The organism is Streptosporangium sp. G11 (assembly GCF_051192615.1).
GTDB lineage: Bacteria > Actinomycetota > Actinomycetes > Streptosporangiales > Streptosporangiaceae > Streptosporangium.
The window spans coordinates 1-26,436 of the sequence record NZ_JBPJUQ010000094.1; the positions used below are offsets into that span (position 1 = coordinate 1).

Sequence of the window (26,436 nt, forward strand, 5' to 3'; positions counted from 1 at the left end):
CCGCCGACGACAAGCCCAAGCTCGACGCTCCCACTACCGAAGACGCGGCCACACCACCCTCTAAACGCCGTTGCAGTATTAAGGCGTAGCCGACAATCCCGATACCCAGGGTGGGGCAGGGAACTCGTCGTCATGTGAAAGGCCCGTCACCATCTCTGCTCCGGAGTCAGGACGTGTCGGGTCCGGTCCCCGATCCAGGCCGCTTCGAGGATCGCGGTCAGGCTGGCGGTGTCGGTCGGGCCTGGATGGTTCTGGATCAAGCGGGTGACGCCACTGGCCATCTCCGCGAAGCGCGGGAGGTCGGCGCGTGCCACGCCGATGTCCGCCAAGGTGGTAGGGATGCCGATGTCGGCAAGGAGCCCGTCGAGCCAGGTGAGGAACGTATCTGCGGCCTCGGCGTCCGAGGCGTCGGTCACGTCGAGCCCGCACACCCCGGCGAGGATGGCCAACCGGTCGCTGATGGCATCCCTGGCCGCGTCCAGCGCGTAGGGCAGCAGCAGCCCGACGCCCAGGCCGTGCGGCGTGTGGGTGGCTGCGCCGATGGGGTACTGGAGGGCGTGCGGAGCCGCGTTGCCCGCGTGGGAAAATGCGAGCCCGGCTAGCATGGACCCATAGGACATGTCCGCGCGCGCGTCCTTGTCGCCTCCGTCCCTGACGACACGGGGCAAGCTGCGGGCGATCCGCTCCGCGGCCAGGAGCGCGTAGTGATCGGTGATCGGGTTGCGGCCGAGGAAGACCTGCTCCACCGGGTCGCGCGGTCCGTGGGCCCGGGGTCGCGCGGTGTAGCTCTCCACCGCGTGACAAAACGCGTCGATGCCGGAGTGGGCAGTGACGGTCGCAGGGCAGGTGTAGGTGAGCTCGGGGTCGACGATGGCGAAGTCGGGCACGATGTGGACGCTGGAGACCCCCACCTTCAGCTCGCGGTCCGGGTCGGTCAACACCGAGACGGGCGTGAGCTCGGAGCCGGTGCCTGACGTCGTCGGGACCGCGACGAGAGGAATCGTCGGCCCCGGCACCTTCGACTCGCCGTAGAAGTCGCGCGGCGTCCCACCGTGGCGCCGGATGACGCCGACGATTTTGGCGAGGTCGATCACCGTGCCACCCCCGATGGCGAGGATTACGTCGGCGTCCACCTCTGCGGCGACCGAGACGGCCAGGGCGACATCGGTGAGTGGCACGTCCGGAGTCGCGTCGGCGAACATCCCGACGACTTCGACCTTCTCCCGCACGGCGGCCACGATCTCGGCCACGCCCGGCTGCCCCAGAAGAACCCGGTCGGTCACGATGAGGACTCGCGAGCCACACTCGGCCACCACTCGTGGGATGTTCTGCGCGACCCCTTCGCCCACTATCAGCTGGCGTGGTCCGCGGACGGTCTCAAGCATGTCAGTGCCTCTCTGGAACGTCGGCGGTGATTTGCTGGGCGGACGTCCAGGTCACCTGCGAGACCGGGACGGCGTCGGCAAGGTTGGCTGCCGGGTGGCGCAGGCGCGCGCCGGGCTCCCGGACCCGGTCGTGCCCGGGCGCCCGCGGGTCCATCGCGATGAAGACCTCGCCCTTGGTGGGCGGGTCAGTCGGGTCGAGGGTCCCGCGGACATCGTCGCCAAGGGCGGTACGAGTCAAGGTCGCGACCAGCACCTCGATCATGAGCCCGAGGGTGTAACCTTTGGGACCGCCGAAAGGGCTGATCGTCCCGTCCACCGCCGCGGCCGCGTCTGTGGCGCGCACACCGGCGGAGTCGACGGCGTCCCCGGGTGCCGGCGGATTCGTGCCGACCATGGCCCGGGTCCCGCCCCACGGGTGGAGGCCGGTCAGGTCATGTGTGCACAGGGCGCGGTGATCCTCGGCGGGCACCCGGAGCAGCGGTCCGGTCACGGTAGGTCGATCGCCGCGTAGGTGACGTCGAGGTACTCAAGGATGCCCTCGTGCGACCCCTCCTTGCCGATCCCGGACTGCTTCACGCCTCCGAACGGAGCTGACGGGTCCGAGATCAGACCACGGTTGATGCCGACCATCCCCGTCTCCAGCCCCTCGATGAACCGGAGCGCCCGCTGGAGGTCACGGGTGAAGACGTATCCGACCAGGCCGTGCTCGGTGTCGTTGGCCTTCGCCATTACCTCGTCGTCGGACGTGAACGAGATGATCGGCGCCACCGGGCCGAAGATTTCCGCCTCCAGCATCCGCGCGTCTTCGGGCACGTCGACGAGGACCGTAGGCGGGTAGAAGTGGCCCGGCCCATCCGGACGCTTGCCGCCCACCAAGACACGGGCGCCGCGATTGACCGCGTCGGCGACGAGCTCGTCGATCTTGGTGACCGAGGCCTCGTCGATCAACGCCCCGACGTCCACGCCGTCGTCGAGACCATGGCCCACCGAGAGCGCGCCCATCCGCTTGGCGAAGCGCGCCGTGAACTCCTCGCGCACCGGCTCCTCGACGTAGATTCGGTTGGCCGCGATGCAGGACTCCCCGATGTTGCGCATCTTGGCCACCATGGCACCGTCGAGCGCGACGTCCAGGTCCGCGTCGGCACACACGATCAAGGCCGCGTTGCCGCCCAGTTCCATGGAGGTGCGCAGCACGTTGTCCGCCGCCTGTCGTAGCAGCACGCGCCCGACCTCGGTCGACCCGGTGAACGAAAGCTTGCGGGTCCGACGGTCGGCCAGCAGTGCTGAGACCACCTCGCCGGCACGCTGGGTTGTCACGACGTTGACGACGCCCGGGGGAACGCCGACCTCCTCCATGATGCGGGCCAGGAACAGCATGGTGAGTGGCGTCTGGGCTGCCGGCTTGGTGATCGTCGTGCAGCCCGCCGCCAGCGCAGGAGCGATCTTGCGGGCACCCATGGCCAACGGAAAGTTCCAGGGCGTCACGAAGACGCACGGTCCGACCGGCTTCGGCACGGTGAGGATGCGATATCCACCAGCGGGAGCGGTGTTGTAGCGCCCCTCGACGCGCACCGCCTCCTCGGCGAACCAACGGAAGAACTCGGCGCCGTAGGCCACCTCTCCCCGAGCCTCGGCGAGCGGCTTGCCCATCTCGAGCGTTATCAGCCGGGCGACCTCCTCGGATCGCTCGGTCAGTGCCCGGTACGTCGCGGTCAACAACTCTGACCGTTTTCGCGGCGGGGTCGCCGCCCACTCCGCCATCGCCTTGCTCGCCACGTCCAGAGCGGCGAGCCCGTCAACGACGTCGGCGTCCGCCACCTCGGCGATGGTCTTGCCGGTGGCCGGGTCCTCGACGACGAAGGTGGCTCCGCTGGCTGCGTCGCGCCAGGCGTCGCCGATCCGGAGCCGCCGGTGCTCGGGGGCCAGGACGTTCATCGGGTCACTCATTGCGTCGCCTCCTGTGATGTTCTTGGTGATGTCCGGCGTGACCTCGGCGATCGCGCCACGCGTGTTGACGAACGGGTCACACGACCTCGTCGGGGTCGAGGTTGCCGAGCGGGTCGAACGTGGCCTTGGCCCTGGCCGCAGGGCGACGCCCCGCGTCACCGATCGCCTTCTCGGGCCATGGCTGCTTCAGCGTCGTCAGGCCGTGCTCACCGGTGACGGTCCGCCGAGGCTCGATCGCCACGTGCGGGCGCATGTTGACGTCGCCGCCCTGCGCGGTTACCTCCCGGCCTCGGACAGCGCCAGCCCGGTGCCCGCATCGAACAGGTGCGCACGGTCCAGGTCGACCGTGACATGCAGCCGCTCGCCCGGCGTACCGGTGACGGTGGGTCGTGCCTTGACCTTGAGGATCTCCGTCCCCACTCGGACGTCGACCACCGTTCGGTCACCGAGCGGCTCAAGGCCGTAGAGCTCACCCGACAACGACGCGTTCCCACGCTGCTCGACGGACAGGTCCTCCGCGCGCAGGCCCAGCAGCAGCGGACGACCGTCCTCAGCCGTGGTCCAGCGGGGCCGCGGCAGCGTCCAGCCTTCCGCACCCACCAGACGATCTCCCTCGGCGTGGCAGGCGAGCAGGCTGATCGCCGGGCTCCCGACGAATCCCGCGACCCACTGGTTGGCCGGACGCTCGTACACCTCGGTCGGCGTTCCGACCTGTTGCACCTTCCCCTCCTTGAGGACCGCGACCTGGTCGGCCATGGACAGGGCCTCGACCTGGTCGTTGGTCACGTAGACGAAGGTCGCTCCGAGGCTCCGGTGGATGCGGGTGAGCTCGGTGCGCATCTCGACGCGGAGCTTGAGGTCGAGGTTCGTCAGCGGCTCGTCCATGAGAAACGCGCGCGGGCGACGGACCAGCGCCCGGGCCAGGGCGACACGCTGCATCTCACCGCCCGACAACTGCGCCGGACGACGCTGCAGCAGACGTTCGATGTGCAGCAGGCTCGACATCCGCTCGACGGCAGCGGCGATCTCGCTCGAAGAACAGCGGCGTGCCCGCAGCGGCGAAGCGATGTTCTCGTACACCGTGTGTCGCGGGTAGAGGGCGTAGCTCTGGAAGACCATGGCCAGGTCGCGTGCGGCCGGGGTGTCACCGGTCGCGTCCCTCCCGTCCAGATGCACCGACCCGGCGTCAAGCTTCTCAAGGCCGGCGATCGCTCGCAGGGTCGTCGTCTTGCCTGCCCCGGAGGGCCCGAGCACGACGAAGAACGAGCCGTCCGGCACGTCCAGCGTCACCCCGTCCAGGGCCTGGACTTTACCGAAGGACTTGCACAGCCCGTGCGCTGCCACGGTTCCCATCAGGCCACCAGCTCTTCCGTGCTCACGTCGTAGACCGGCGGGGGGCCGCCGGTGTGCCGCAGCCCGACCGGTGCGTCAGCGGCGAAACGGACAGTCGGTGGCATCCGAACCCGTACGTCGCGCTGGCCGCCGTGGTCAACCACGTAGATGATTTCGTCGCCCAGCCACTCCGCCGAGACCACGCGGGCCGGGACCGAACGTTCCGCCCCTGGTTCTGTGACTTCCAGCGCCTCCGGCCGGACGCCCGCGACCAGGCGACGGTCGCGCGGCAGGCCCGGCGGTGGCGTGAGGACCAGTCCGCTCTGACCGCGCAGCTTCCCGTCGGCCACCTCCACCTCGATCAGGTTCATCGGCGGGGAGCCGATGAACGCGGCGCAGAAAAGACTCGCCGGACGGTCGTAGACTTCCAGCGGCGTGCCGATCTGCTCGACGCGGCCCTTGTTGAGGATGGCGATCCTGTGACCGAGCGACATCGCCTCGACCTGGTCGTGGGTGACGTAGACCATCGTCGTCCCCAGCTCCCCCTGCAGGTGCTTGATCTCCGTGCGCATGTCCGCCCGCAGCTCCGCGTCCAGGTTGGTGAGAGGTTCGTCCATGAGGAATGCGCGCGGTCGTCGCACCAGGGCGCGAGCGAGCGCGACGCGCTGCTGCTCCCCGCCGGACAGCCGGTGCGGTCGCCGGTCCAGGAGCGGACCGAGCCGCATCAGCCGGGCGGCCTCGTCGACCCGCTCCTGCACCTCCGGCTTGGGCAGTCCCTCGGCCCGCAGTGGGAACGCCAGGTTGTCGCGGGTTCTCAGATGCGGGTAGAGAGCGTAGAACTGGAACACCATGGCGATGTCGCGCTCGGCGGGCGGCAGGTCGTTGACCAGCGTGTCGCCGATGCGGATGTCGCCCGTCGTCTGCCTCTCCAGGCCGGCTATGGCCCGCAGCGTGGTCGTCTTGCCGCACCCCGAAGGGCCGAGCATCACGAACAGCTCGCCGTCGCCGATGGACAGGTCCACGTGATCGACTGCGACCGTCCCGTCCGGGTAGCGCTTGTGCAGGGCGGTCACCTCGATGCCCGCCATCAGCGTCGCACCGCCCCGAGCGTCACACCGGCGACGAGGTGCTTGCGCACCAGGTAGGCGAAGACGAGCACCGGTAGGGCGAACACCACGGAGGCGGCGGCCACGAGACCCCAGTCCACAGTGGTTCCACCGATGAGGCCGGCGATGGCGGGTGGGGCCGTCCGCACGCTGTCGCTGGAGGTAAGGAAGATGGCGAACACGAACTCGTTCCACGAGAAGATGAGTGCGAAGACCGCCGTCGCGGCGATCCCGGGCAGCAGCAGGGGAAGGGTGAATCGCCAGAACGCCTGCAAGCGGGTGTAGCCGTCGAGCATGGCGGCATCCTCGTACTCTGCGGGCACCTCGTCGACGAACCCCTTCATCATCCAGATCGTGAACGGGACGTTGAACGCGGTGTAGATGAGGATCAGGCCGAGCTTGGTGTCGATGAGCCCGACCTGGCGGTACATGAGGAAGATCGGGATCACGACCACCACGGGCGGCATGAAGCGGGTGGACAAGATGAAGAACAGCTGGTCCTTCTTGGCCTTCACGGCGAAGCGTGAGTAGGCCCAGGCCGCCGGGACCCCCAGCACGGTGGCCAGCGCCGTGGAGACCCCGGCGACCATGACGGAGTTGAGGAACGCGACGGACAAGGCCGAGCGACCGCCGCCGGAGGCGACGAACACGTCCTTGTAATGGTCCAGAGTGACCTTGAAGTCGAAGAACTTGGCCGGGATGGCGTAGACGTCCCGGTTCTCCTTGATGGACGTCTCGATCATCCACAGCACCGGGAAGAGCATCACGACGGCCAGCACGGTCAGCAGCGCGACCTCCAGCACGGCGCGGCCCCGGCCGCCGAAGCGGCGCGCGGGGGGCGTGTGATCCCGGACAGGACCTGGGGACACGGCCTCGTCGACGGAGACGGCCATCAGCCCTCCTTGAGCTTGTTCAAGTAGCGCAGGTAGAGCTGCGTGAGGACGATGACGACGAGGACCATGAGGATCCCGTACGCCGAGGCGGTTCCGGTGTTGAAGCCCAGGAACGCGACCTTGTAGACGTGGAACGACAACGTCTCGGTGGAGACCCCCGGACCTCCGCTGGTGAGGATGTAGACGAGGTCGAACAGCCGGAAGGCCTCGATGGCCCTGAACAACACGGCGATGAGGAGCAGCGGCCACACCAGCGGAAGAGTGATGGTGCGGAACCGGAACCACTCGGACGCCCGGTCGATCGAGGCGGCCTCGTACAAGTACTTGGGGACCGCGGTGAGGCCCGCAAGTGCGATGAGCATGATGAACGGCGTCCATTGCCAGGTGTCGACCACGATCAGGGAAATCAGTGCCGTTCGCTGCCGGGTGAGCCACTCCACCGGCTCCAGGCCGAGCGAGCCGAGCATGCTGTTGATCACGCCGAATTGCGCGTCGAGCATGAATCGCCAGAACAGCCCGACCACGACCTGCGACAGCATCATCGGAACCAGGAACAGAGTGGTCAGCAGTCCTCGCCCGTGCGTGCGCCGTGAGATCAGGTAGGCGATGGCGAAACCGAGCACGGTCTGCAAGGCGACCGCGCCGACCACGTAGATCAACGTCGTCAGGGCCCTCAGGTGGACCTGCGCCGACGTCAGGATGGCGGTGTAGTTCTCGAACCAGACGAAATGGGCGGGCCCCCCGCGGGTGGCCGAGTAGTCGGTGAAAGACAGGTACAACGCCCACAGCAACGGGAACACCGACATCGCGAGCAACAGCAGCAGCGCGGGGGAGATGAAGGCCACTGCGAGCCCGCGGTCGCTCAACCGGCGGGACCGACCCGGTGCAGGCGGCGTCGCGGACGCCACCTGCCCGGGGTGGTCGGTCGTCAGAGGGACGGGGCCACTCACAGTCCGCCGCCGCCCTTGCGGTTGCCGGAGTCGAGTACGCCCTGCTGCTCCTTGGCGATGTCGTCGAGCGCGTCCTTCGGCTTCTTCGCGCCGTTGAGAGCCGCGTTCACGTTGGTGTTCTCGATGTCGACGAGGCGCGCGTACTCGGGCACGTTCCACATGTCCCGCATCCGCGTGACCGAGTCGGCGTACACCTGGTTGAACGGCCCGGCATTGAGGAACTCGGGCGACTCCAGGGCGTCCGTACGCGATGGCACGCCACCGGCCGCGGCCCACTTCTTCTGGATGTCGGCCTGCTCGAACCACTTCATGAAGTTCAGGGCCTCCGCCTGTTTCGCCGCGGAGGAGTAGGCCGACACGTGCATCCCCATGCCGCCGAGAGGCACCAGGTTCGTCTTCTGGCTCGGCAGGGTGGCGAAACCCAGCTTTTCGAGAATCTGCTCCCGCGTGGTGCCGAGCGTCGACTGCTTCGGGTCGAGCAGGCCGCCGCTCGCGGCGATCCAGTTGAACGCGATGCATGCCTTGCCCTGGGCGACCGCCGCGTTCACCTCGTCGATGAACCAGTTGCCGGAGCCCTTGGCGGTCAGCGGCTTCATCTTGTTGACCAGGACGTCCATCGCCTCCTGGCCCGCGGCGTCGTTGATGACGCCGTCGATCTTGCGCGACTTGGAGTCCCAGAGGTTGCCGCCGTAGACGCCGTTGACCGTGTTGTAGGTTACGGCCGCGGCGTCGGAGCCGTTGGCCTGGTGGAAGGCCAGCCCGCTGACGCCAGGGTTGTCCGCCTGGCACTTCGCGGCGACTGAGATCATCTCGTCCCACGTCTGCGGTGGCTTGTCGCCGATCAGGTCCTTGCGGTAGATCATCGTCCAGGTGTCGCCGAGCAGCGGCAGTCCGTACAGGCTGGCGTTTTCGTCGCGCTTGCCGGTCTCCGCCTGGGGGTACTGGCCGTAGGCCGCCAGGAGGTACGGGTTGTAGGCTTTGACGTCGATGTTCTTCTTGACGAAGTCGGTGATGTCGAGGATGTTGCCGTTCGTCACGGCCTCACCGATGTGCTGCGAGTCCAGGATCGGGATGTCGAAGTCGGTCTTGTGCGCTGCGAACTGGGTGAACATCGCGTCGTGCCAGTTCGCGTTCGGCACGGTGTTGACCTTGATGGTCACGTTCGACCGCCCCTTGGTGTACTCCGCGTTCGCGAAGTCTTCCAGCGCGTGGGCGGGGGGCCAGTCGAACCAGATGAAGCTGAGGGTCAGCGGGTCCTTGGTGAGCTCCGGGATGGTCGCCGGTGCCTTGGGAGCGCTCGCCTTCGCGCCGTCGTCCTGGCCGCAAGCCGCCATGGTCGTGGCCACCAACATGGCCGCCGTCGCCAGCTGCACCTTTCGACCGGGAACGGACAGTCGTCCTATCCGCTTGGGATACCGCATCTTCTTGCCTGCTTTCTGGGGGGTGGACTTCTGGAGCCTTGCTGCCTGCTTCGCCGAGCAGCTGCTGGGTTCAGGCGTGTTGCCGGCTGTCGCAGGGGCTGCCCCGCGGACCGGCGTCACGAGTACGCCGCGACGTAATGGGGCTTCAGGCAGTCGAGAAGTCCTTCGGTCCTTGTGCGGCCCGGTGGCGAACCGAGTAGGACGTCGAGCATGCTCATGAGAGCTCCAACTGATCGAAGCGGAGCGATGGCGGGCGGTTCCCCGATGGGTGAAGGATGGCTGGCATCCGTCACCTTTCCTATACGATCCGGGTGGGAGCGTCAACATCCCGCAGCGTTGCGACCGATGTCAATAGGTTCCCGAAGACGCAAGAAAGGACCTCACGTCACGATGGACGACGAAGCGGTGATCGCGCGGCGCCGTGGGGCCGTGGAGGGCGGAACCCCGCCGGGAAGATCTCGCGGCCGGCTTGCCGACGAGGTGTACGACACGCTGCTCGGACAGCTGATGTCGCTACGGATCGAGCCTGGCTCCCGCGTCACGATCGACGTCCTGGCGCGAGAGCTGGGGGTCTCGCAGACGCCGATCCGAGACGCTCTGAACCGCATGGAGGCCGAGGGCCTGGTCGTGCGCGTGCCCCATGCCGGCTATCGCATTCCCCCCCAGATCACCCGTGACCGATTCGAGGACATGCTTGAGGTCCGCCTGCTTCTCGAGCCGGCGGCGGCGCGCAGATCCGCCGAACGCGCATCCTCGAAGCAGGTGGCCGGTCTGCGACGAATGCTGGAGGAGATGGCGGAGCTGGAGGGGGGCGACGGGCCCATGGCCTATGGCGCCTTCGGGCTGCGTGACGCCGCTTTTCACGATCTCGTCGCCCTGAGCGCGGAGAACCAGGTCATCCGCGAAGCGCTCGCTCGCCTGCACACGCACGTGCACCTGTTCCGGCTTCTCCACGACACCCAGGTCACTCACTTGGCCATGGCCGAGCACGAAGAGGTTCTGGCCGCGATCGCCGCACGTGACCCCGACGCCGCCGCCTACGCCATGCGCCGGCACATCCTGCTGTCCGGCGAGCGGTTCCGACGACTGTTCGACGAGGCCCAGGACGCGGACTCAATGGCGGCAAAGGCTTGACGGGCGGGCCTGGCCGAGGAATGCTAACCCAATCGGAGCGGATCGGATCGGATCGGATTGGATCCACCTCACCCGCCCAGATGCTAGGAGAAGCAAGTGCCCAGAGCGCTGCTCCTGACCGGCGACGCCGCCGAGGAGCTCGACACCATGTATCCCTACTATCGCGTGCAGGAGGGCGGCTGGGACGTTGACGTCTCGTCACGGACGATGCGTGACGTTCAGCTGGTCATCCACGAGTTCGACCCCAACTCCGACGCCTACGTGGAGAAGAACGGCCGGAAGTTGCCGGTCGACGTGCCCTGGGCCGAGGTCGACGTCGAGCGCTATGACGCCCTCATCATCCCCGGGGGACGTGCCCCCGAGTGGATCCGGGTCGACGCCGACGTCAGGCGCATCACCGAGCACTTCTTCGCGCGCGACCTCCCGATCGCGCTGGTGTGCCACGGCGCGCAGGTGCCGGCCGTGTACGGGCTGCTGAAGGGCCGAAAGACGGCGTGCTTCCCCCCCATCACCGGTGACATGGAGAACGCGGGCGCGACGGTCATCGACGCTCCCGACGTCGTGGACGGCAACCTCGTCTCCTGCCGCGGCTGGCCCGACATGCCGCAGTTCGGCAGGGCGATGATGGATCTCTTCTCGAAGTCCGTCAACTCCGCGTCCGCATGAGCACACCTGGCCTGTCTCGGTGACTCGATCCTGGCCAACCTGTTCAACCCGCGAGTGATCGTCATCGGAGGTTATTTCGCCTCGCCGGCCCAGTGGCTGCTGCCACACGCACAAGACCGGCTGCAACGGCTCGTGGTAGCCGCTCCAGCCGCCCAGCGCCGATTCGTCGCCTCCACGCTCGGCTTCGGCGCCGCCTCCCGTGGCGCGGCGAGCATGGTGATCAACCACATCATCGACGACCCGACCACGATCATGGATTTACCCAGGCCGGCACCTTACTGACGGCCCCACAGACCTGGAGACGGCACCCTCCAGCAACCGCAATATCCGCTACCACCAAGTGGCATAAGCGCGGCGGCGCGCGCCTTGCCTGACATCCCCCCAGTCAGGAAGGGCTTTTCATGTCACCACGTCATCGAACGTGGGCCAGGCTGCTCGACGCAGCCCTGCCAGAAAACGGACGACGTCCGAGAGGTCGCACCGCGACCACGATGGCCTTAGCCCTCATAGCCCCTTTCATCACGCTCCTCACGACGCCGGTGAGCGCCGAGGCCGCCACGGCGGCTGAGCCCGCTTTCAAGGTGCTCGTGGTGCGCAGCACCCAGGACGCGGTGTCGTCGTCCGGCCTGGCCGCGATCCGGGATGCGGCCAGAACCGGTGATTTCACGGTCGTGGCGCCCGGGCCCGCTGACGTGGGCGACCATTTCACGGAGAAGAAGCTGGGGCAGTACCGCGCGGTCGTGTTCTTGGACACGGGTCTCGCGAGCCCGCTCACGGACGCGCAACGCGCGAACTTCGAGAGCTACTACCGCGACGGCGGCGGCTTCGTCGGCGTCGGCTCGGCGGTCGAGACCGACGAGTCCTGGTCGTTCCTGACTGACGTCCTGGGGACGCGTGCGTCCGGCAGGACCGACGTGCAATCGGGTGACGTGAAGGTCGCCGACCGCGTCCACGACGCGAGCAAGGATCTGCCGCAGTTCTGGTCGCGGACCGACAACTGGTACAACTTCACGAAGAACGTCCGCGGCGTGTCACACGTCCTCGCCACCGTCGTCGAGGACCCGTTCGGGCCGCAGCCGCAGGGCGCCGACCTCGACGGGATCGCCGGGGGCACGATGGGCGCCGATCACCCGGTCTCGTGGTGTAAGGACTTCCAGGGCGGCCGCTCGTTCTACACCGGCCTGGGCAACACGGCCGCGAGCTTCGACGCCGGCCTCACCAAGCACCTCAAGGGCGCGATCGGCTGGGCCGCGGGCCAGGCCGACCCGGTCTACAGCGATTGCGGCGCGACCGTGCTGGCCAACTACCAGCAGACGAAGATCGGCTCGCCGCCGAACCTGCAGGAGCCGATCGGCTTCGACCAGCTGCCGGACGGCCGCGTTCTGCAGACGGACCGCCTCGGCTCGCTGCGCATGCACGACTCGACCGCGGGCGTCACCACGGTCGTCGCCAACTTCGCCGATCCGAGCCTGCCGATGACGCAGCAGATCTACTCCGCGGGCGAGGACGGGCTCTATGGCCCGGCGGTCGACGCCAACTTCGCGACCAACAAGTGGGTCTACCTCTACTACTCGGGGAAAGAGGTCACCGACGTCAAGCTGAGCGACGGATCGGTCGTCACCCAGATCACGCCGAACACCAACCCGCCGAACGTGGCGGCGTCCAAGACCGCGTGGGATCCGTACGTGGGCTATTTCCAGCTCAGCCGCTTCAAGTTCGTCGACGCCACCGACAGCACGCCGGCGCACCTCGACATGGGCTCCGAGCAGCAGATCATGCGCGTGCCGGTCAACCGCCAGGAGTGCTGCCACGTCGGGGGCGACATCGACTTCGACAAGCACGGCAACCTCTGGATGGTCACCGGCGATGACACGCCCGCGGGCGGCATCAACGCCGGCGGCTACGGGCCGTACAACTCGCAGAAGACCGACGAGCAGCAGACCGTGCGCGTCACCAACGCGACGGGCGGCACGTTCACGCTGACCTTCGAGGGCCAGACGACGGAGCCGATCGCGTGGAACGCGGATCGCAATGCGATCGACGCGGCGCTCGAGGCGCTCTCGAACATCGAGGCGGATGAGATCCAGACCAGCGGCGGCCCGGTCAACACGTCGAACGTCAACGTGTTCTTCCGCCGCGGCAAGCAGCAGTCCGATCAGCCGCAGATCACCGCCGACGGCGCCGGCCTGACCGGCACCGCCACGCCGGCGATCGCCACCAACACGGCGCAGGCGGGCGGCTGGTATCAGCGGCTCACCGGTGACTCGCGCCGCAGCGCGCTGAACACCAACGACCTGCGCGGCAAGGTGCTGCGGATCAAGGTCAAGGACGGCAACATCTCCGCCGCCGACGCCAACAAGGTCGACTTCAGCTCCGGCACGGGCGCCTACTCGATCCCGTCGGGTAACCTGTTCCCGCTGGTCGCGGGCGCGCCGCAGGACAAGACGCGGCCGGAGGTCTACGCGATGGGTCTCCGCAACCCGTTCCGGATCCAGGTCGACGAGAACGACGTGGCCTACATCGGCGACTACTCGCCCGACGCCCAGACACCGCAGCGCTCGCGCGGCCCGTCGGGCACCGGCCGCTACCAGATCGTGCGCAAGCCGTCCAACTACGGCTGGCCGACGTGCTACAAGCGCGACCTCGCGTACTACGAGTGGAACTTCCACGAGTTCGCGCCCGGCACCACCACCGCGGGCACGCCGCTGAACAACCCGCCTCAGAAGTTCGACTGCGACGGGCCGACGCAGCGCAACGACTCGCTGTGGAACATTGAGGGCGGTCCGACGGTCGAGCCGGGCCTGAGGGACGTCCCGCCGGTCACCGACCCGGACATCTGGTACTCCTACCGCGACAACAACACGAACACGCCGCTCGGCACCCCGTGCGAGGCCTACTACGCGCCGACCCCGGGCCCGATCGCGCCCGGCTCGACGACCGAATGCCCGCGGCTGTTCCCCGAGCTCTACACCGGCGGCGTCGGTCCGCACGGGGTCACGAAGTACCACTACGACGCGGAGAACCCGAACCCTAACAAGTTCCCGCCGTACTACGACGACTCGGTGATCATCAGCGAGTGGACGCAGGACACGCTGCGCGAGGTCAAGCTCGACAAGCAGAACAACCATGTCCAGAAGATCAACAACTTCCTGGATTGCGGCAGCCGTGCGAACGCCGGGGCAGGCAGGTTCCGGTTCGAGTGCGACAACCCGATGGACTTGCAGTTCGGTTCTGACGGCGCGTTCTACCTGCTGACCTACGGCAATGGGTTCAACGTCATCAGCCCCGACGCGGGCATGTACAAGTGGGAGTACGTCAAGGGCAAGCGCGCGCCGAAGGCCGTGCTCACCACGGACCGCACCGATGGCTCAACGCCGCTGACCGTGAACTTCTCCAGCGCCGGCTCGCTGGATGAGGATCCCGCCGACTCGATCCGCTACGAGTGGAACTTCGGCGACGGCTCGGCGATCGAGACCGACCCGAACCCGACACACACCTACACGCAGTCCGGCCGCTACACGGCCGTGCTGACCGTGCTCGACTCGTCCGGCAAGCAAACCTCGACCAGCACCGTGATCACCGTGGGCAACACGAGCCCGACGGTGGTCGTCAATACGCCGGTGGAGGGCGGGACGTTCGCGTTCGGCGACGACATCCCGTTCACGGTCACGGTCACCGACCCCGAGGACGGGACGGTGAATTGCTCCGAGGTGCAGGTGACGTTCGTGCTCGGCCACGACGCGCACGGCCACGCCGAGGAGTCCGTCAACGGCTGCTCGGGCGTGCTTCACACGATCGCCGACGACGTCTCACACGGCGGCAACGTCTCCGGCGTGGTCCAGGCGCGCTACACCGACCACGGCGGTCCGGGCGGCGTCCCGCAGCTGACCACGACCGGCCAGCACCAGATCCGCCAGAAGCACCAGGAGGTGGAGTTCGTCGTCAACCAGTCCGGCACCAACACGGCGAACAACACCGACGGCGGCGCCGGCGTGCACCGCGGCAGCCTGGGCTCGGGCGACTGGCTCCAGCTCAACGGCCCATTCAACCTGACCAACATCGATTCGATCACGTTCCGCGTGGCGGACGCGGCGACCGGCCGCACGCCCGGGTCGCCGCTGGCGGCAATCGAGGTCCGTCAGGACTCGATCACCGGGCCGATCCTGACGACGGCCAACCTCGTGTCCACCGGCGGGACGGGAACCTGGACGAGCCAGACGTTCCCGGTCTCGATGTCCGGGACGCATGAGCTGTTCCTGGTGTTCCGCTCGGTCACGGGTGGCGCCACGGGCGGCAACCTGTTCAACCTCAACTGGGCCGAGTTCGTCGGCACGGGCATCGGCACCTAGCGAACCCGCTCGTATAGCGGCAAGAGAGAAGACACTCATGCGGAGAAGATTTCGCACATTGGCATTGGCCGCCTGCGTGACGGCGGCCGCACTCATCCCCGCGGCACCGTCGTGGGCAGAGGAAACGACACCGCCGACGATCAACGTGGCGACGCTGTCGCCCTCTGCGCCGACCGGCCAGAACAACTGGTACCGCGGCTCGGTGACGCTGAACATGTCGGCGACCGACGACGTCGGCATCGCAAAGTTCCAGTACTCGCTCAACGGCGGCGCCGCCTACCTCGACGTGCCCGTCGAGGGGGCGCCGGCGTCGGCCACGGCGTCGGCGGTGATCACGCAGGAGGGTAACACCAGCGTCCGGTACCGCGCGGTCGACACGTCCGGAAACGTCGCGGCGTTCCGCTCGATCTCGGTCCGGATCGACACGCGCGCGCCGGCTGCATCGTACCCGGCGATCACCGACGGTCACGTCGGTCACGTCGCCACACTTATCCCGACGCGCACGGACCCCGCCCCCGGCTCGGGCGGAGTGGCTGTGCTGAACATGTACCTCGATGGCAAGCTGGTCCCGCCGTTGCCGGTGCAGACCTCCGACCTGTCGCTCGGCGTGCACACGCTCGCGGTGCATCTCTCTGACGCTGCTTCCAACAGCGCGAAGTACACGCAGACGTTCATCGTGACGACATCGTTCGCGGACGTCGGCACGCTGATCGCCCGGTTCGTGACCGCCGGCAGCGTCCCGGCGGAGGTCGGCGCGGCGCTCCAAGCCAAGCTCGACGAGGCGAAGGCGCTCGCCGACGCCGGTTCGGCCAAGCGTGCGAGCCAGGTCCTGAACGAGTTCGTCTCGATCGCCGGCGACCGGATCGCGCCCGGCTCGGCCCGCAGCACACTCGTGGGCGATGCGCGTTACCTGATCGACCAGCTCAACGGCCGGCTCGCGCCGGAGCCCGCGACGGGCCTCGAGTCTGAGCCCGCGGAGGGCCCGAAGTTCATCCCGGACCCGGTGCTCGCCCCGCTCCCGCACAACCCGGACGCCGACTACAACGTCCTGGTCTTCTCCAAGACGACGGGCTTCCGGCACGACCACATCCCGCACACCGTGGCCGCGATCCAGAAGCTCGGCATCGCGCACAAATTCAACGTCGACGTCTACGACCCGCAACTCCCGACCGTCACGCTGCCCACGAGCCCGTTCCTGAGCCTCGACACGCTCAAGCAGTACGACACGATCGTCTTCGAGTCCAACGTCGGGCACCCGGGCCCGCTCAATTCGATCACCGAGCAGCCGAACTTCGAGGCCTACATGAACCAGGGCGGCGGCTATGTCGGCATCCACGGCGCCGCCGACTCGTTCGAGACCCGCACCTGGCCGTGGTACGGCAACCTCGTCGGTGGGTTCTTCACCAACCATCCGAACGGCCAGAACGGGTTCGGCCAGTGCGGCAGCTGCATCCACACCGAGGTGGTGACCGAGGACCACACGCACCCGGCGACCGCGCATCTCCCTGCCCGGTGGATGACGGTCGACGAGCTCTACAACTTCGACCGCAACATGCGGGCCGACGTGCACACGCTGCTGAGCCTCAACGAGGACAGCTACCAGCGCAGCCTCAACAGCGGCAACGCGGCCACCAACCCGCTGCGGCTGATGAACGGCGACCACCCGATCGCGTGGTGCCAGAACTGGGGCGGCGGCAAGGCGTTCTCAAACATCCTCGGCCACTTCCGGACGCATTACTACGACGACTCGTTCATGCGGATCATCCTCGGCGGAATCGAGACGACCGCCGACCGCACGGGCGCCAACTGCTCGTCCTACCGCGAGACCAGCCTGCTGATCGAGGCCGACCGAGCGGCCGGGCTGCTGACCGCGGCCGCCGCGGACGCCGCCGATGCCGCCCTGGACATCGCGCGGGACAGCTACCTGGCAACCAACTACACCACCGCCATCCCGGCGCTGAACTCGATCGTCGACCTGGCTAACGACAAGGCCTCCGGTGACGCTGCGGCGCGTTCCGAGCTCGCGCGGCAGGCGCGCGCGCTGCGGGAGTGGATGCAGAACCTCAACCGCCGCTGACCCGTTCACGCGGCGGGGGCGGTGGATCGCCGCTCCCGCCGCGCTGACGCTGGAGCACACCACTATCGCGGATTTATGCACGACCTTCTCATGATCATCGATGAAACATCGGTAGGTGCCGCACGTGACCCATCCTCCGAAGGGAGGGGAGGAAGATGACGGTGACCCTTGGTCGAATTATCGGGCTGTCGCGGGCGCCGCCCCGCAGACCGGCCTCACGAGTACGCCGCGCCGTACTGGGTCTTCAGTCAGTCGAGAAGTCCTTCGGTCCTTTTGTGGCCCGGTGGCGAACCGAGCAGGACGTCGAGCATGCTCAGGGGAGCTTTGGGTGGCCGAAGTAGGGCGCTGGCGGGCGGTTCCGCGATGGTGCAGGATGGCTAGCATCCGTCATCTTTCCTATACGATCCGAGTGGTCGTCACCATGCAGCAGCGTTACGACCGATGTCAATAGGTTCGCGAAGACGCTAGAAGGGACCTCACGTCACGATGGACGACGAAGCGGTGATCGCGCGGCGCCGTGGGGCCATGAGGGGCGGAACGCCGCCGGGGAGATCTCGCGGCCGGCTTGCCGACGAGGTGTACGACACGCTGCTCGGACAGCTGGAGGACTTCCCGAAACTCGGCTATTACGTATGTTGATGTGACGGTCGGTGACGTGGAAATTGTTGGGGCCGGTCGGGCGTGTCGGGGCATCCAAATTGGTTTTGGGAAGTCCTCCTGATGTCGCTACGGATCGAGCCCGACTCCCGCGTCACGATCGACGTCCTGGCGCGAGAGCTGGGGGTCTCGCAGACGCCGATCCGAGACGCTCTGAACCGTATGGAGGCCGAAGGCCTGGTCGTGCTGCACCCGCACGTGCACCTGTTCCGGCTTCTCCACGACACCCAGGTCACTCACTTGGCCATGGCCGAGCACGAAGAGGTTCTGGCCGCGATCGCCGCACGTGACCCCGACGCCGCCGCCTACGCCATGCGCCGGCACATCCTGCTGTCCGGCGAGCGGTTCCGACGACTGTTCGACGAGGCCCAGGACGCGGACTCAATGGCGGCAAAGGCTTGACGGGCGGGCCTGGCCGAGGAATGCTAACCCAATCGGAGCGGATCGGATCGGATCGGATTGGATCCACCTCACCCGCCCAGATGCTAGGAGAAGCAAGTGCCCAGAGCGCTGCTCCTGACCGGCGACGCCGCCGAGGAGCTCGACACCATGTATCCCTACTATCGCGTGCAGGAGGGCGGCTGGGACGTTGACGTCTCGTCACGGACGATGCGTGACGTTCAGCTGGTCATCCACGAGTTCGACCCCAACTCCGACGCCTACGTGGAGAAGAACGGCCGGAAGTTGCCGGTCGACGTGCCCTGGGCCGAGGTCGACGTCGAGCGCTATGACGCCCTCATCATCCCCGGGGGACGTGCCCCCGAGTGGATCCGGGTCGACGCCGACGTCAGGCGCATCACCGAGCACTTCTTCGCGCGCGACCTCCCGATCGCGCTGGTGTGCCACGGCGCGCAGGTGCCGGCCGTGTACGGGCTGCTGAAGGGCCGAAAGACGGCGTGCTTCCCCCCCATCACCGGTGACATGGAGAACGCGGGCGCGACGGTCATCGACGCTCCCGACGTCGTGGACGGCAACCTCGTCTCCTGCCGCGGCTGGCCCGACATGCCGCAGTTCGGCAGGGCGATGATGGATCTCTTCTCGAAGTCCGTCAACTCCGCGTCCGCATGAGCACACCTGGCCTGTCTCGGTGACGGCACTTCGGACCGTCACAGTCGACGGCTCCCCCGTCCACGTCCTGGAGAGCGGCACCGGGCCCGCGGTGCTGATGCTGCACGGCTCCGGACCGGGTACGACCGGATCCGGCGCCTGGGCAACGACGGCACAGGCGCTGGGCACGTCCTGGCACCTGGTGGCTCCTGACCAGGCGGGGTTCGGCCGTACACCAATCCCGGTGGGCTCCAGGGGTGGGCTCCGGCTGTGGACGGAGCAGGCCGCGGGCCTGATGGATGCTCTCGGTGTCGAGCACTACGCCGTGGTGGGCCACTCCATGGGCGGTGCCGTGGCGCTGGCGTTGGCGGCCGCGCGTCCCCAGCAGGTCACCCGTGTCGTGGCGGTCTCGACGATGGGCGCCCCCGGGGCGCCGCTGTCCGCCGAGCTCGACGCGGTCTGGGCCGCCCCCGCCGGCCCGCTCGGGGCACGAGACATGTTGAGTCGCCTCGTCCTCGACCAAGCGCTCGTGACCGAGTCGGCCGTCGCCGCCCGTGCGGCCGCGATGCGAGCGGGGGCGGCCGCGTTCGCGTCGTTGTTCCCTCCACCCAGGGCACGTTGGGCCGAGGAGCTCACCCTCTCGGCGCAAACGCTGGCAGGGATCCGCGCGCCCGTGCTGCTCGTCCACGGCGCCGAGGACCGAGTCACCCCGCTCGGGACGGCAGCCCTGCCCCTGCTCGAACACCTGGCCGATGTCCGTCTGCACGTGCTCGGCCGATGCGGACATGTTCCGGCGCTCGAGCACCCGCACGACTTCAGGCGACTCCTGTCGTGCTTCCTCGGCCGGGAACGAGGTCACTAATTGCTGCGACAGGTCCGCAGCCCGTGCTCAAGCGGATCAGCATGAAGCAGGCGTGAGTGGGCCCATTCATCTGACCAGGACCGGAGGCGCCTCATCTGGTCGACGAGCTCGAATCGGCCGCGTAGCCGAAAGCCCCGATGTGTCTACCGACCCGGGTCAATTCCAGTCCTGCCCTCATCCGGGCAGGGGGCGGTCGCGGAGTTCGGATTTGCGGATCTTGCCTGACCCTGTCTTCGGTAGCGCGTCGACGATCTCGAAACAAACGGGGATCTTGTACTTCGCGAGCCGAGGATGGAGGAACTCCGTCAGCTCGCCGGGGGTGACGGTGGCGCCGGGACGGAGCACGGCGAAAGCGCGGCCCACCTCGCCCCACTTCTCGTCCGGCATCCCCACCACGGCGGCCTCCGCCACGGCCGGATGCGCGAAGAGCACACCCTCGACCTCCGCCGGGTAGACGTTCTCCCCGCCGGAGATGTACATGTCCTTGACTCGGTCGACAATGGTCAGATGGCTCTCCTCGTCCACGATCGCGATGTCGCCGGAGTGGAACCAGCCGTCCTCGGTCAGCGCGGCGGCGGTCGCCTCCGGGTCCCGCCAGTAGCCGGGGGTGACGTTCGGCCCCTGGATGAGAACCTCGCCGGGCTCCCCGACCGGTGCCGGAGTGAGATCGGGGCGGACCACACACACCTCGGAGAAGAAGACCGGAACCCCGGCCGAGCCAACCTTGCGCACGCTCTCGCCCGCCTCGAGGAAGGTCGCGCCGGGTGCGGTCTCGGTCAGTCCGTAGCCCTGGCAGAAGACCAGGCCCCTCTCCTGGTACATGCGGATCAGCGTCACGGGGACGGCGGCGCCGCCGGACATGAGGGTGCGCAGCGACGAGAGGTCGGCGTCGGCCCAGCGCGGTGACCGGGCGAAGTCGGCGAACATCGTGGTGACGCCGAACATCCACGTCACGCGGTGCCTCTCGATGAGGTCGTAACAGAGTTCGGCGTCCCAGGACGGCATGATCACCGAGGTGCCGCCCTTGAGGAAGGTCGGCAGCATTGTCTGGTTCAGGGCCGCGACGTGGAAAAGCGGCGCGCTGATCAGCGTCACCTCGGTGCTCGCCACGTCCACGCCGATCATCATGTTGAAGCAGTTCCACACCAGGTTGGCGTGGCTGAGCATCGCCCCCTTGGGACTGCCGGTCGTGCCGGAGGTATAGAGGATCAGGGCGATGTCGTCGAGCGCCACCGGGACGTCGACGGGATCGGGATCGCCCTGCGACACCCAGGTCTCGAAGTCGTGCTCCCCCGGGGCGGGCGACCGTAAGGCCACGACCGTGTACGGTCCGGGCAGGTCGCGTACCGTCCCCGCGCAGCCGGGGTCGTACACGAGAAGCGAGGCGCCCGAGTGCCGGAGCATGTAGGCGATCTCGGGCGCGGTCAGCCGGAAGTTCAGCGGGACGAAGACGCCGCCCAGCATGTGGGTGGCGAACATGGTCTCGGCGAAGGCGACGTGGTTGGGGCCGAGGTAGGCGACCCGGTTCCCCGCCCGGATCCCCGCCTCGCGCATCCGCGACGCCAGGCGGGTCACCCGCTCGTGGAGGTCGGCGTAGCTGACCGACCGGTCCGCGAGGACGAACGCGATGCGGCCGGGGCTCATCCGGGCCCGGCGGGCGGGCCAGCCGCCGAGCCCGGCGTTACGCATCGGTGGCGGTTGGGACCGCCGGGGTGTCCGAAGTGAGGTCGTCGGTGCTGGTCTCGCGCAGGGCCAGCACGCAGACCACGGTCAGCAGGCAGCAGACGGCGATGATCACTGAGATCGTCGTCGTGCTACCGCCTCCGGACGACGCGTCCATCTGGGCGAACAGCAACGGGCCCAGGCCGGCGCCGAGTCCGGCGATCTGGTAGCCGAGCGAGGCGCCGGTATAGCGGTTTCTGGTGGGGAAGAGTTCGGCGTACAACGCTCCGAGCGGTCCGTACATCAGGGGGTGGATGACCGCCTGGCCCAGCACCAGCGCGAGGGTGAGCACGGCGACGTTGCCGGTGTTCACCATCGGGAACAGGACGAAGCCGAACCCGGCCATGAGCAGCGCGCCCGCCAGTACGACCGGACGGCGTCCGACCCGGTCCGAGAGCGCCGCCCAGGCGACGATGCTCACCACGGCCAGCGCGGAGGAGAGCGTGAGGCCGTTCAGCACGGCCTGCCGGGTGAAACCGGTCCGGACGCCGTAGGCGATGAGATAGGTGGTCAGTGTGCCCTGGGCCACGAACGCGGACAGTCCGACGCCTACCCCGAGCATCAGTGTCCTCGGATGGTGGCGGAACACCTCCAGCAGCGGCATCCGGGGGGCGCGGCTGCCGGCCGCCTCGAACACGGGGGTCTCCTCGACCCGCAGCCGGACGAACAGGCCGACCGCCAGCAGGAGGATGCTGAGCAGGAACGGCACCCGCCAGCCCCAGCTCAGGAACGCCTCCTCGCCCAGGGCGGCCGCGGTGCCGCTGAGCACCCCGGTGGAGAGCACCATGCCGAACGGGGCCCCGGCGTTGGTGAAGCTCGCCCAGAGGCCGCGGCGGCTGGTCGCGTGCTCCGCGGACATCAGCACGGCGCCTCCCCATTCGCCGCCGATGGCGACGCCCTGCAGTACGCGAAGGGCGACGAGGGCGATCGGGGCGAGGACGCCGATCTGCTCGTAGGTGGGGAGCACGCCGATGAGGAAGCTGGCGAGACCCATCAGGACCATGGTCAGGACCAGCATGCGTTTGCGGCCGAGCCGGTCGCCGAAGTGACCGAAGATCACCCCGCCGAGCGGCCTGGCGAGGTAACCCGTGGCGAAGGTGCCGAAGCTGGCGACCGTGGCCGTGAGCGGGTCGAGCGAGGAGAAGAAGATCTTACTGAAGACCACCGCCGAGGCCGTGGCGTACAGCAGGAAGTCGTAGTACTCGATGACGCTGCCCAGAAAGCTGGAGGCCACCGCGCGACGGAGCTGAACCTGGTTGGGGGGGAAGACCGACGGGTTCGTCATGACTGAGCTCCTCAGTCCGAGAGCGAGCGCTGCGCCTGCTTGCCCGGAGGTTAGGCATATTTGTGACGGACGTCAATCCTTTGCCCGATATCAGGAGGCGCCGAGCCCGAGCAGGCGTACGGCGTTGTCCTTGACGATCTTCGGGCGGACCTCGGGCTTGATGTCGAGGGCGTCGAAGTCGGCGAGCCATCGATCCGGCATGATCATCGGATAGTCGGATCCGAAGAGCACCTTGTCCTTCAGCAGCGTGTTGGCGTACCGGATGAGCTGCGGGGGAAAGTACTTCGGCGACCATCCGGACAGGTCGATGTACACGTACGGCTTGTGCGTGGCGACCGCCAGGGCCTCGTCCTGCCAGGGGAAGGACGGATGAGCGAGGATGATCCGCAGTTCGGGGAAGTCCACGGCGACGTCGTCGACCAGCATCGGGTTGGAGTACTTCAGCCGGATCCCGCCCCCGCCGGGCAGGCCGGCGCCGATGCCGGTCTGGCCGGTGTGGAACAGCGCCGGCACGCCCATCTCCTCGATCGCCTCGTAGAGGGGATAGGCCGCTCGGTCGTCGGGCGCCATGCCCTGGACGCTCGGATGGAACTTGAAGCCGCGCACGCCGTACTCGGCCACGAGCCGGCGTGCCTCGCGGACACCGGCCCTGCCCTTCCACGGGTCGACGCTGGCGAAGGGGATCAGCACGTCGGCATGGGCGGCGCAACTCGCCGCGATCTCCTCGTTCGAGATGCGCGGATGCCCGGTGGCGTGCTCGGCGTCGACGGTGAACACCACCGCCGCCATCTTGCGCTCGCGGTAGTAGGAGGCCGTCTCGGCGATGGTGGGCCGGGAGTGCCCCCTGAAGTACTTCGCCAGGGCGCCGGCCAGCTCGTCACTGAGCGAGGCGTGCCCGTCGGCGGAGACCTCGGCGTGCGTGTGCACGTCGATGGCGACCAGTTCGTCGACGTTCATGAGATCTCCTCGGGCATATATCTGACTTTCGTCAATTATGTGTCTGACATCTGGCCCGTCTACGCTTTCGGTGTGACCATCGGCGGCGAAGGCGAATCGGCGCCGCCCGCGCGCCCGCAGTCCCTGATATTCAGCTTCCTCGGCATCTACGCGCTGGACCGCGGTACCGCCATCTCCCTGGGCAGCATGATCGACGTGTTCGCCCGCCTCGGCGTCTCCGAGGAGGCTCTCCGGTCCACGCTCGCCCGCATGGTGAAGCGCAACCTCGTGACCCGGCATCGAGTGGGACGCAGGGCGTACCTCGAGCTCACCCCGCACGCCGTGGCGGTGCTCCGGGATGGGCGCCGGCGGATCTGGGAGACCGGCGCGGTGAACCGCGACTGGGACGGCACCTGGACGGTCGTCGGGTTCTCCCTGCCGGACAGCAGGCGCAGCACCCGCCACGACCTGCGGTCCCGGCTCATCTGGGCCGGATTCGGCCCGCTGCAGAGCGGGCTGTGGATCGCGCCGGGCCCGAAGAAGGTCATCGACGTGTTCGACTCGCTGGACGTGGACGATCACGTCACGGTGCTGACCGCCAGGGCGTTCGAACCCACCGAGGCCGGAGACCTGGTCGCGAAGGCCTTCGACATCGAGCAGATCGCCCGGCGCTATCGGGCGTTTCTCGCCAGGTGGGACGTCACCCGGCCACTTCCCGACGCGCCGGACGATCTCGTACGGCAGCTGTTGCTGCACACCGACTGGCTACAGCTCGTCCGGCAGGATCCCCACCTGCCGGCCGAGCACCTTCCCGCGGACTGGCCCGCGATCCGGGCCGAGCAGGTCTTCCGCGCACGCGCCGAGGAGTACGAACGGCCCGCGCTGAAAGTGGCAGCCGGCCTTCTGGACGGACTCACCCCATGACGCAGGAAGTCCCGTTCAGCGCGAACGCGGTCGGAGCCGAGTTCGTGCCGCTGTAGGTGCCCTGGAACCCGAAACCGGTCCGGGCCTGCGGTGCGATGGTGCCGTTGTAGGAGAGGTTGCGCGCGCTGACCTGGGAGCCCGATTGGGTCACCGTGGCGTTCCAGGCACTGGTGACCTGCTGGTTCCCCGGCCACGTCCAGGTCACGGTCCAGCCGTTGACGGGGGTCGCGCCGGTGTTCGTCACGGTGACATCGGCGGTGAAGCCGTTGTTCCAGGTGCTGGGAAGGTAGGTGACCCTGCATCCGGTGCCCGGGTCGGGTGTCGGGGTCGGAGTCGGGGTCGTCCCGCCGGTGAGGCCGAAGAACTGGATCGCGGCGGCGGCCATTCCGCTCATCGGCAGGCTGTGGCCCGCCCCCTGGATGCTGTACGCCTCGACCCGCACCGTGCCGGAGCCGTCGGCGTAGCGGCGGCGGTTCCAGTTCTGCTGCGGCGTGTCCGTGGCGGTGGGCGTCTGGCTCAGGCCGAACACGTTGGTCCACTGGTCGATCGCCTGCTGGTGGGTGGCGTAGTAGACGAGGTTGTCCGTGGTGCCGTGCCAGAGCTGGACGCGCGGCCGGGGACCGTTGTATCCGGGATAGGCGGCACGGACCAGGTCTCCCCACTGCTGGGGCGTCTTGCTGATCCGCCCGGAGGCGCAGTTGCTCGCGCCGGGCGAGGGGATGTAGTCGGACTCGTTCGTGAAGCAGCCGAACGGCACCCCCATGAACGCCGCCCCGGCCTTGAAGACGTCGGGGTAGTTGCCGAGCATGATGTTGGTCTCCATGCCGCCGGCGGAGGAGCCGGTGACGTAGATGCGGTTGGCGTCGCCGTTGTGGCGCTGCCGCGTGTGGGTGATCATGGACATCAGCGAGACCGGGTCGCTGCCCCCGTCGCGTACCTGCGACGCCGCGGACCAGGAGTCGAAGCAGTTGCCCTTCTTGGACGCCGACGGGTAGATGACGATGAAGCCGTGCCGGTCGGCGAGGGACCGGAACTCCGAACCCGAGTAGAAGCCCGGGCCCGAACCTCCGCAACCGTGCATGGCGAGCACGATCGCAGGGCTGGGTTGCACGTTGTCCGGCACATAGAGGTGCATCCGCAGGTTGCCGGGATTGGTGCCGAAGTTCGTCACCTCGGTCAAAGTGGCCGCGGCGGCGGGTTGTCCGGCCACCAGGATCGTGGCGGCGTACAGCAGCGCGGCACCGGCGCCCGCGAGCATGGCGGTCAATCGCCTCATCGGTTCTCCTCTGCTTGGTGTTCGCTCGATGCGCGAGGCCGCGGCGCCGACGAGCGGACCACGCCAGGACATGAGCTGTTGGGCGGGTGGGATGGATCAGGTGTGCCAGAAGCGGCGGGCTCGGTCTTGTGCCGAGCCCGCCCCGTTCCTGTTGCGGCTCCGGCCCGGTCCTGGTCGCGCTCGCCCGGTGGGGTGTGCGTTTTGGTGGTGGGTGTCGGGATCATCCGGGCCGGGTCGGTGTCACGTTGTCAGCGTTGGTGGGTCAGCAGGCCTGGCCGGTAGGGCAGGAGGCCGTAGTCGCCGCCGGAGCTGGGGCTGCGTCCTTGGTAGAGGAGTTGCAGGTTGCAGGGGTCGACGGTCATGGTCTGGTCGGCGTTGGTGCGCAGCAGTTCGCCGTGGCTGATGTCGTTGGTCCAGGTGGCGCCGCTGTTGGCCTTGCCGGCGAAGGGGTTGCTCTCGGTGGCGGC

At 68.0% G+C, this 26,436-nt stretch carries 24 protein-coding genes; 10 read left to right on the top strand and 14 right to left on the bottom strand.

All coding sequences use genetic code 11. From position 1 onward, the window contains the following. Positions 1–146: 146 nt before the first annotated feature. From ACSDR0_RS43210 to ACSDR0_RS43250, 9 genes are all read right to left on the bottom strand, one after another. Positions 147–1,385, bottom strand: coding sequence for an iron-containing alcohol dehydrogenase (locus ACSDR0_RS43210; protein WP_435294780.1), 1,239 nt, complete (start codon positions 1,383–1,385; stop codon positions 147–149). Between the two features lies 1 nt (position 1,386). Then, complete coding sequence (locus ACSDR0_RS43215) at positions 1,387–1,875, bottom strand: Ldh family oxidoreductase (RefSeq protein ID WP_435294781.1); 489 nt, start codon at positions 1,873–1,875, stop codon at positions 1,387–1,389. After that, entirely contained in the window at positions 1,872–3,332 is a 1,461-nt protein-coding gene (locus ACSDR0_RS43220) for an NAD-dependent succinate-semialdehyde dehydrogenase (RefSeq protein WP_435294782.1), read from the bottom strand. The genes ACSDR0_RS43215 and ACSDR0_RS43220 overlap by 4 nt, the downstream gene beginning before the upstream one ends. 76 nt (positions 3,333–3,408) lie before the next feature. Then, on the bottom strand, positions 3,409–3,573 hold the full coding sequence (locus tag ACSDR0_RS43225; RefSeq protein WP_357037980.1) for an FAD-linked oxidase C-terminal domain-containing protein: 165 nt from the start codon (positions 3,571–3,573) through the stop codon (positions 3,409–3,411). Positions 3,574–3,608: 35 nt separating this feature from the next. Then, positions 3,609–4,685, bottom strand: coding sequence for an ABC transporter ATP-binding protein (locus ACSDR0_RS43230; RefSeq protein ID WP_435294783.1), 1,077 nt, complete (start codon positions 4,683–4,685; stop codon positions 3,609–3,611). Next, positions 4,685–5,752 (bottom strand): ABC transporter ATP-binding protein, encoded by a 1,068-nt coding sequence (locus ACSDR0_RS43235; RefSeq protein WP_435294784.1) that lies wholly within the window; start codon positions 5,750–5,752, stop codon positions 4,685–4,687. Before ACSDR0_RS43235 ends, ACSDR0_RS43230 begins: the two co-directional genes overlap by 1 nt. Further along, on the bottom strand, positions 5,752–6,663 hold the full coding sequence (locus ACSDR0_RS43240; protein WP_435294785.1) for a carbohydrate ABC transporter permease: 912 nt from the start codon (positions 6,661–6,663) through the stop codon (positions 5,752–5,754). Before ACSDR0_RS43240 ends, ACSDR0_RS43235 begins: the two co-directional genes overlap by 1 nt. After that, a complete protein-coding gene (locus ACSDR0_RS43245) occupies positions 6,663–7,529 on the bottom strand; it encodes a carbohydrate ABC transporter permease (RefSeq protein WP_435294786.1) in 867 nt (288 codons plus the stop codon). The genes ACSDR0_RS43240 and ACSDR0_RS43245 overlap by 1 nt, the downstream gene beginning before the upstream one ends. Positions 7,530–7,609: 80 nt before the next feature. Then, positions 7,610–8,986, bottom strand: coding sequence for an extracellular solute-binding protein (locus ACSDR0_RS43250; RefSeq protein WP_435294787.1), 1,377 nt, complete (start codon positions 8,984–8,986; stop codon positions 7,610–7,612). 438 nt (positions 8,987–9,424) lie between these two features. Here ACSDR0_RS43250 and ACSDR0_RS43255 point away from each other — a divergent pair, with 438 nt between their 5' ends. The 9 genes from ACSDR0_RS43255 to ACSDR0_RS43295 all read left to right on the top strand — a co-directional run bounded on the left by ACSDR0_RS43255 (position 9,425) and on the right by ACSDR0_RS43295 (position 19,826). Further along, positions 9,425–10,168: a GntR family transcriptional regulator gene (locus ACSDR0_RS43255; RefSeq protein WP_435294788.1), complete on the top strand. Its 744-nt coding sequence runs from the start codon at positions 9,425–9,427 to the stop codon at positions 10,166–10,168. Between the two features lie 96 nt (positions 10,169–10,264). Further along, the gene (locus ACSDR0_RS43260; protein ID WP_435294789.1) at positions 10,265–10,834 is read left to right on the top strand and encodes a DJ-1/PfpI family protein; all 570 of its coding nucleotides are present in this window, start codon (positions 10,265–10,267) and stop codon (positions 10,832–10,834) included. 54 nt (positions 10,835–10,888) lie between these two features. Then, positions 10,889–11,116, top strand: a complete 228-nt coding sequence (locus tag ACSDR0_RS43265) for a hypothetical protein (protein WP_435294790.1) — start codon at positions 10,889–10,891, stop codon at positions 11,114–11,116. A 209-nt stretch (positions 11,117–11,325) separates the two neighbouring features. Continuing rightward, positions 11,326–15,183 carry a ThuA domain-containing protein gene (locus ACSDR0_RS43270; RefSeq protein WP_435294791.1) on the top strand — a complete coding sequence of 1,286 codons (3,858 nt, stop codon included), beginning with the start codon at positions 11,326–11,328 and terminating at the stop codon, positions 15,181–15,183. Between the two features lie 58 nt (positions 15,184–15,241). Then, a complete protein-coding gene (locus ACSDR0_RS43275; protein WP_435294792.1) occupies positions 15,242–17,260 on the top strand; it encodes a ThuA domain-containing protein in 2,019 nt (672 codons plus the stop codon). 486 nt (positions 17,261–17,746) lie between these two features. Next, on the top strand, positions 17,747–17,899 hold the full coding sequence (locus ACSDR0_RS43280; protein ID WP_435294793.1) for a hypothetical protein: 153 nt from the start codon (positions 17,747–17,749) through the stop codon (positions 17,897–17,899). 81 nt (positions 17,900–17,980) lie between these two features. Beyond that, a complete protein-coding gene (locus ACSDR0_RS43285; protein ID WP_435294794.1) occupies positions 17,981–18,319 on the top strand; it encodes a GntR family transcriptional regulator in 339 nt (112 codons plus the stop codon). A gap of 96 nt (positions 18,320–18,415) precedes the next feature. Beyond that, a complete protein-coding gene (locus tag ACSDR0_RS43290) occupies positions 18,416–18,985 on the top strand; it encodes a DJ-1/PfpI family protein (protein ID WP_435294789.1) in 570 nt (189 codons plus the stop codon). A gap of 19 nt (positions 18,986–19,004) precedes the next feature. Then, entirely contained in the window at positions 19,005–19,826 is an 822-nt protein-coding gene (locus ACSDR0_RS43295) for an alpha/beta fold hydrolase (protein ID WP_435294795.1), read from the top strand. Between the two features lie 174 nt (positions 19,827–20,000). On the opposite strand, the gene ACSDR0_RS43300 is transcribed toward ACSDR0_RS43295, so the two are convergent. The 3 genes from ACSDR0_RS43300 to ACSDR0_RS43310 form a co-directional block, all read right to left on the bottom strand. Continuing rightward, positions 20,001–21,515 (bottom strand): acyl-CoA synthetase, encoded by a 1,515-nt coding sequence (locus ACSDR0_RS43300; protein WP_435294796.1) that lies wholly within the window; start codon positions 21,513–21,515, stop codon positions 20,001–20,003. After that, complete coding sequence (locus ACSDR0_RS43305; RefSeq protein WP_435294797.1) at positions 21,508–22,833, bottom strand: MFS transporter; 1,326 nt, start codon at positions 22,831–22,833, stop codon at positions 21,508–21,510. The genes ACSDR0_RS43300 and ACSDR0_RS43305 overlap by 8 nt, the downstream gene beginning before the upstream one ends. Positions 22,834–22,923: 90 nt before the next feature. Beyond that, positions 22,924–23,790: an amidohydrolase family protein gene (locus ACSDR0_RS43310; protein ID WP_435294798.1), complete on the bottom strand. Its 867-nt coding sequence runs from the start codon at positions 23,788–23,790 to the stop codon at positions 22,924–22,926. A gap of 39 nt (positions 23,791–23,829) precedes the next feature. On the opposite strand from ACSDR0_RS43310, the gene ACSDR0_RS43315 reads away from it, so the two are divergent. Then, on the top strand, positions 23,830–24,693 hold the full coding sequence (locus tag ACSDR0_RS43315) for a PaaX family transcriptional regulator (protein ID WP_435294799.1): 864 nt from the start codon (positions 23,830–23,832) through the stop codon (positions 24,691–24,693). On the opposite strand, the gene ACSDR0_RS43320 is transcribed toward ACSDR0_RS43315, so the two are convergent. Continuing rightward, complete coding sequence (locus ACSDR0_RS43320) at positions 24,683–25,969, bottom strand: extracellular catalytic domain type 1 short-chain-length polyhydroxyalkanoate depolymerase (protein WP_435294800.1); 1,287 nt, start codon at positions 25,967–25,969, stop codon at positions 24,683–24,685. The two genes, ACSDR0_RS43315 and ACSDR0_RS43320, sit on opposite strands and share 11 nt — an antisense overlap. 248 nt (positions 25,970–26,217) lie before the next feature. Beyond that, on the bottom strand, positions 26,218–26,436 hold a 219-nt coding region (locus ACSDR0_RS43325), incomplete at its 5' end, for a non-reducing end alpha-L-arabinofuranosidase family hydrolase (RefSeq protein ID WP_435294801.1).

Bases quoted from the DNA above. Each gene is read 5' to 3' on its own strand.
- ACSDR0_RS43210 (WP_435294780.1), bottom strand. From the start codon at position 1,385: ATGCTTGAGACCGTCCGCGGACCACGCCAGCTGATAGTGGGCGAAGGG.
- ACSDR0_RS43220 (WP_435294782.1), bottom strand. From the start codon at position 3,332: ATGAGTGACCCGATGAACGTCCTGGCCCCCGAGCACCGGCGGCTCCGG.
- ACSDR0_RS43230 (WP_435294783.1), bottom strand. From the start codon at position 4,685: ATGGGAACCGTGGCAGCGCACGGGCTGTGCAAGTCCTTCGGTAAAGTC.
- ACSDR0_RS43235 (WP_435294784.1), bottom strand. From the start codon at position 5,752: ATGGCGGGCATCGAGGTGACCGCCCTGCACAAGCGCTACCCGGACGGG.
- ACSDR0_RS43240 (WP_435294785.1), bottom strand. From the start codon at position 6,663: ATGGCCGTCTCCGTCGACGAGGCCGTGTCCCCAGGTCCTGTCCGGGAT.
- ACSDR0_RS43255 (WP_435294788.1), top strand. From the start codon at position 9,425: ATGGACGACGAAGCGGTGATCGCGCGGCGCCGTGGGGCCGTGGAGGGC.
- ACSDR0_RS43270 (WP_435294791.1), top strand. From the start codon at position 11,326: ATGGCCTTAGCCCTCATAGCCCCTTTCATCACGCTCCTCACGACGCCG.
- ACSDR0_RS43280 (WP_435294793.1), top strand. From the start codon at position 17,747: ATGGACGACGAAGCGGTGATCGCGCGGCGCCGTGGGGCCATGAGGGGC.
- ACSDR0_RS43285 (WP_435294794.1), top strand. From the start codon at position 17,981: ATGTCGCTACGGATCGAGCCCGACTCCCGCGTCACGATCGACGTCCTG.
- ACSDR0_RS43300 (WP_435294796.1), bottom strand. From the start codon at position 21,515: ATGCGTAACGCCGGGCTCGGCGGCTGGCCCGCCCGCCGGGCCCGGATG.
- ACSDR0_RS43305 (WP_435294797.1), bottom strand. From the start codon at position 22,833: ATGACGAACCCGTCGGTCTTCCCCCCCAACCAGGTTCAGCTCCGTCGC.
- ACSDR0_RS43310 (WP_435294798.1), bottom strand. From the start codon at position 23,790: ATGAACGTCGACGAACTGGTCGCCATCGACGTGCACACGCACGCCGAG.
- ACSDR0_RS43320 (WP_435294800.1), bottom strand. From the start codon at position 25,969: ATGAGGCGATTGACCGCCATGCTCGCGGGCGCCGGTGCCGCGCTGCTG.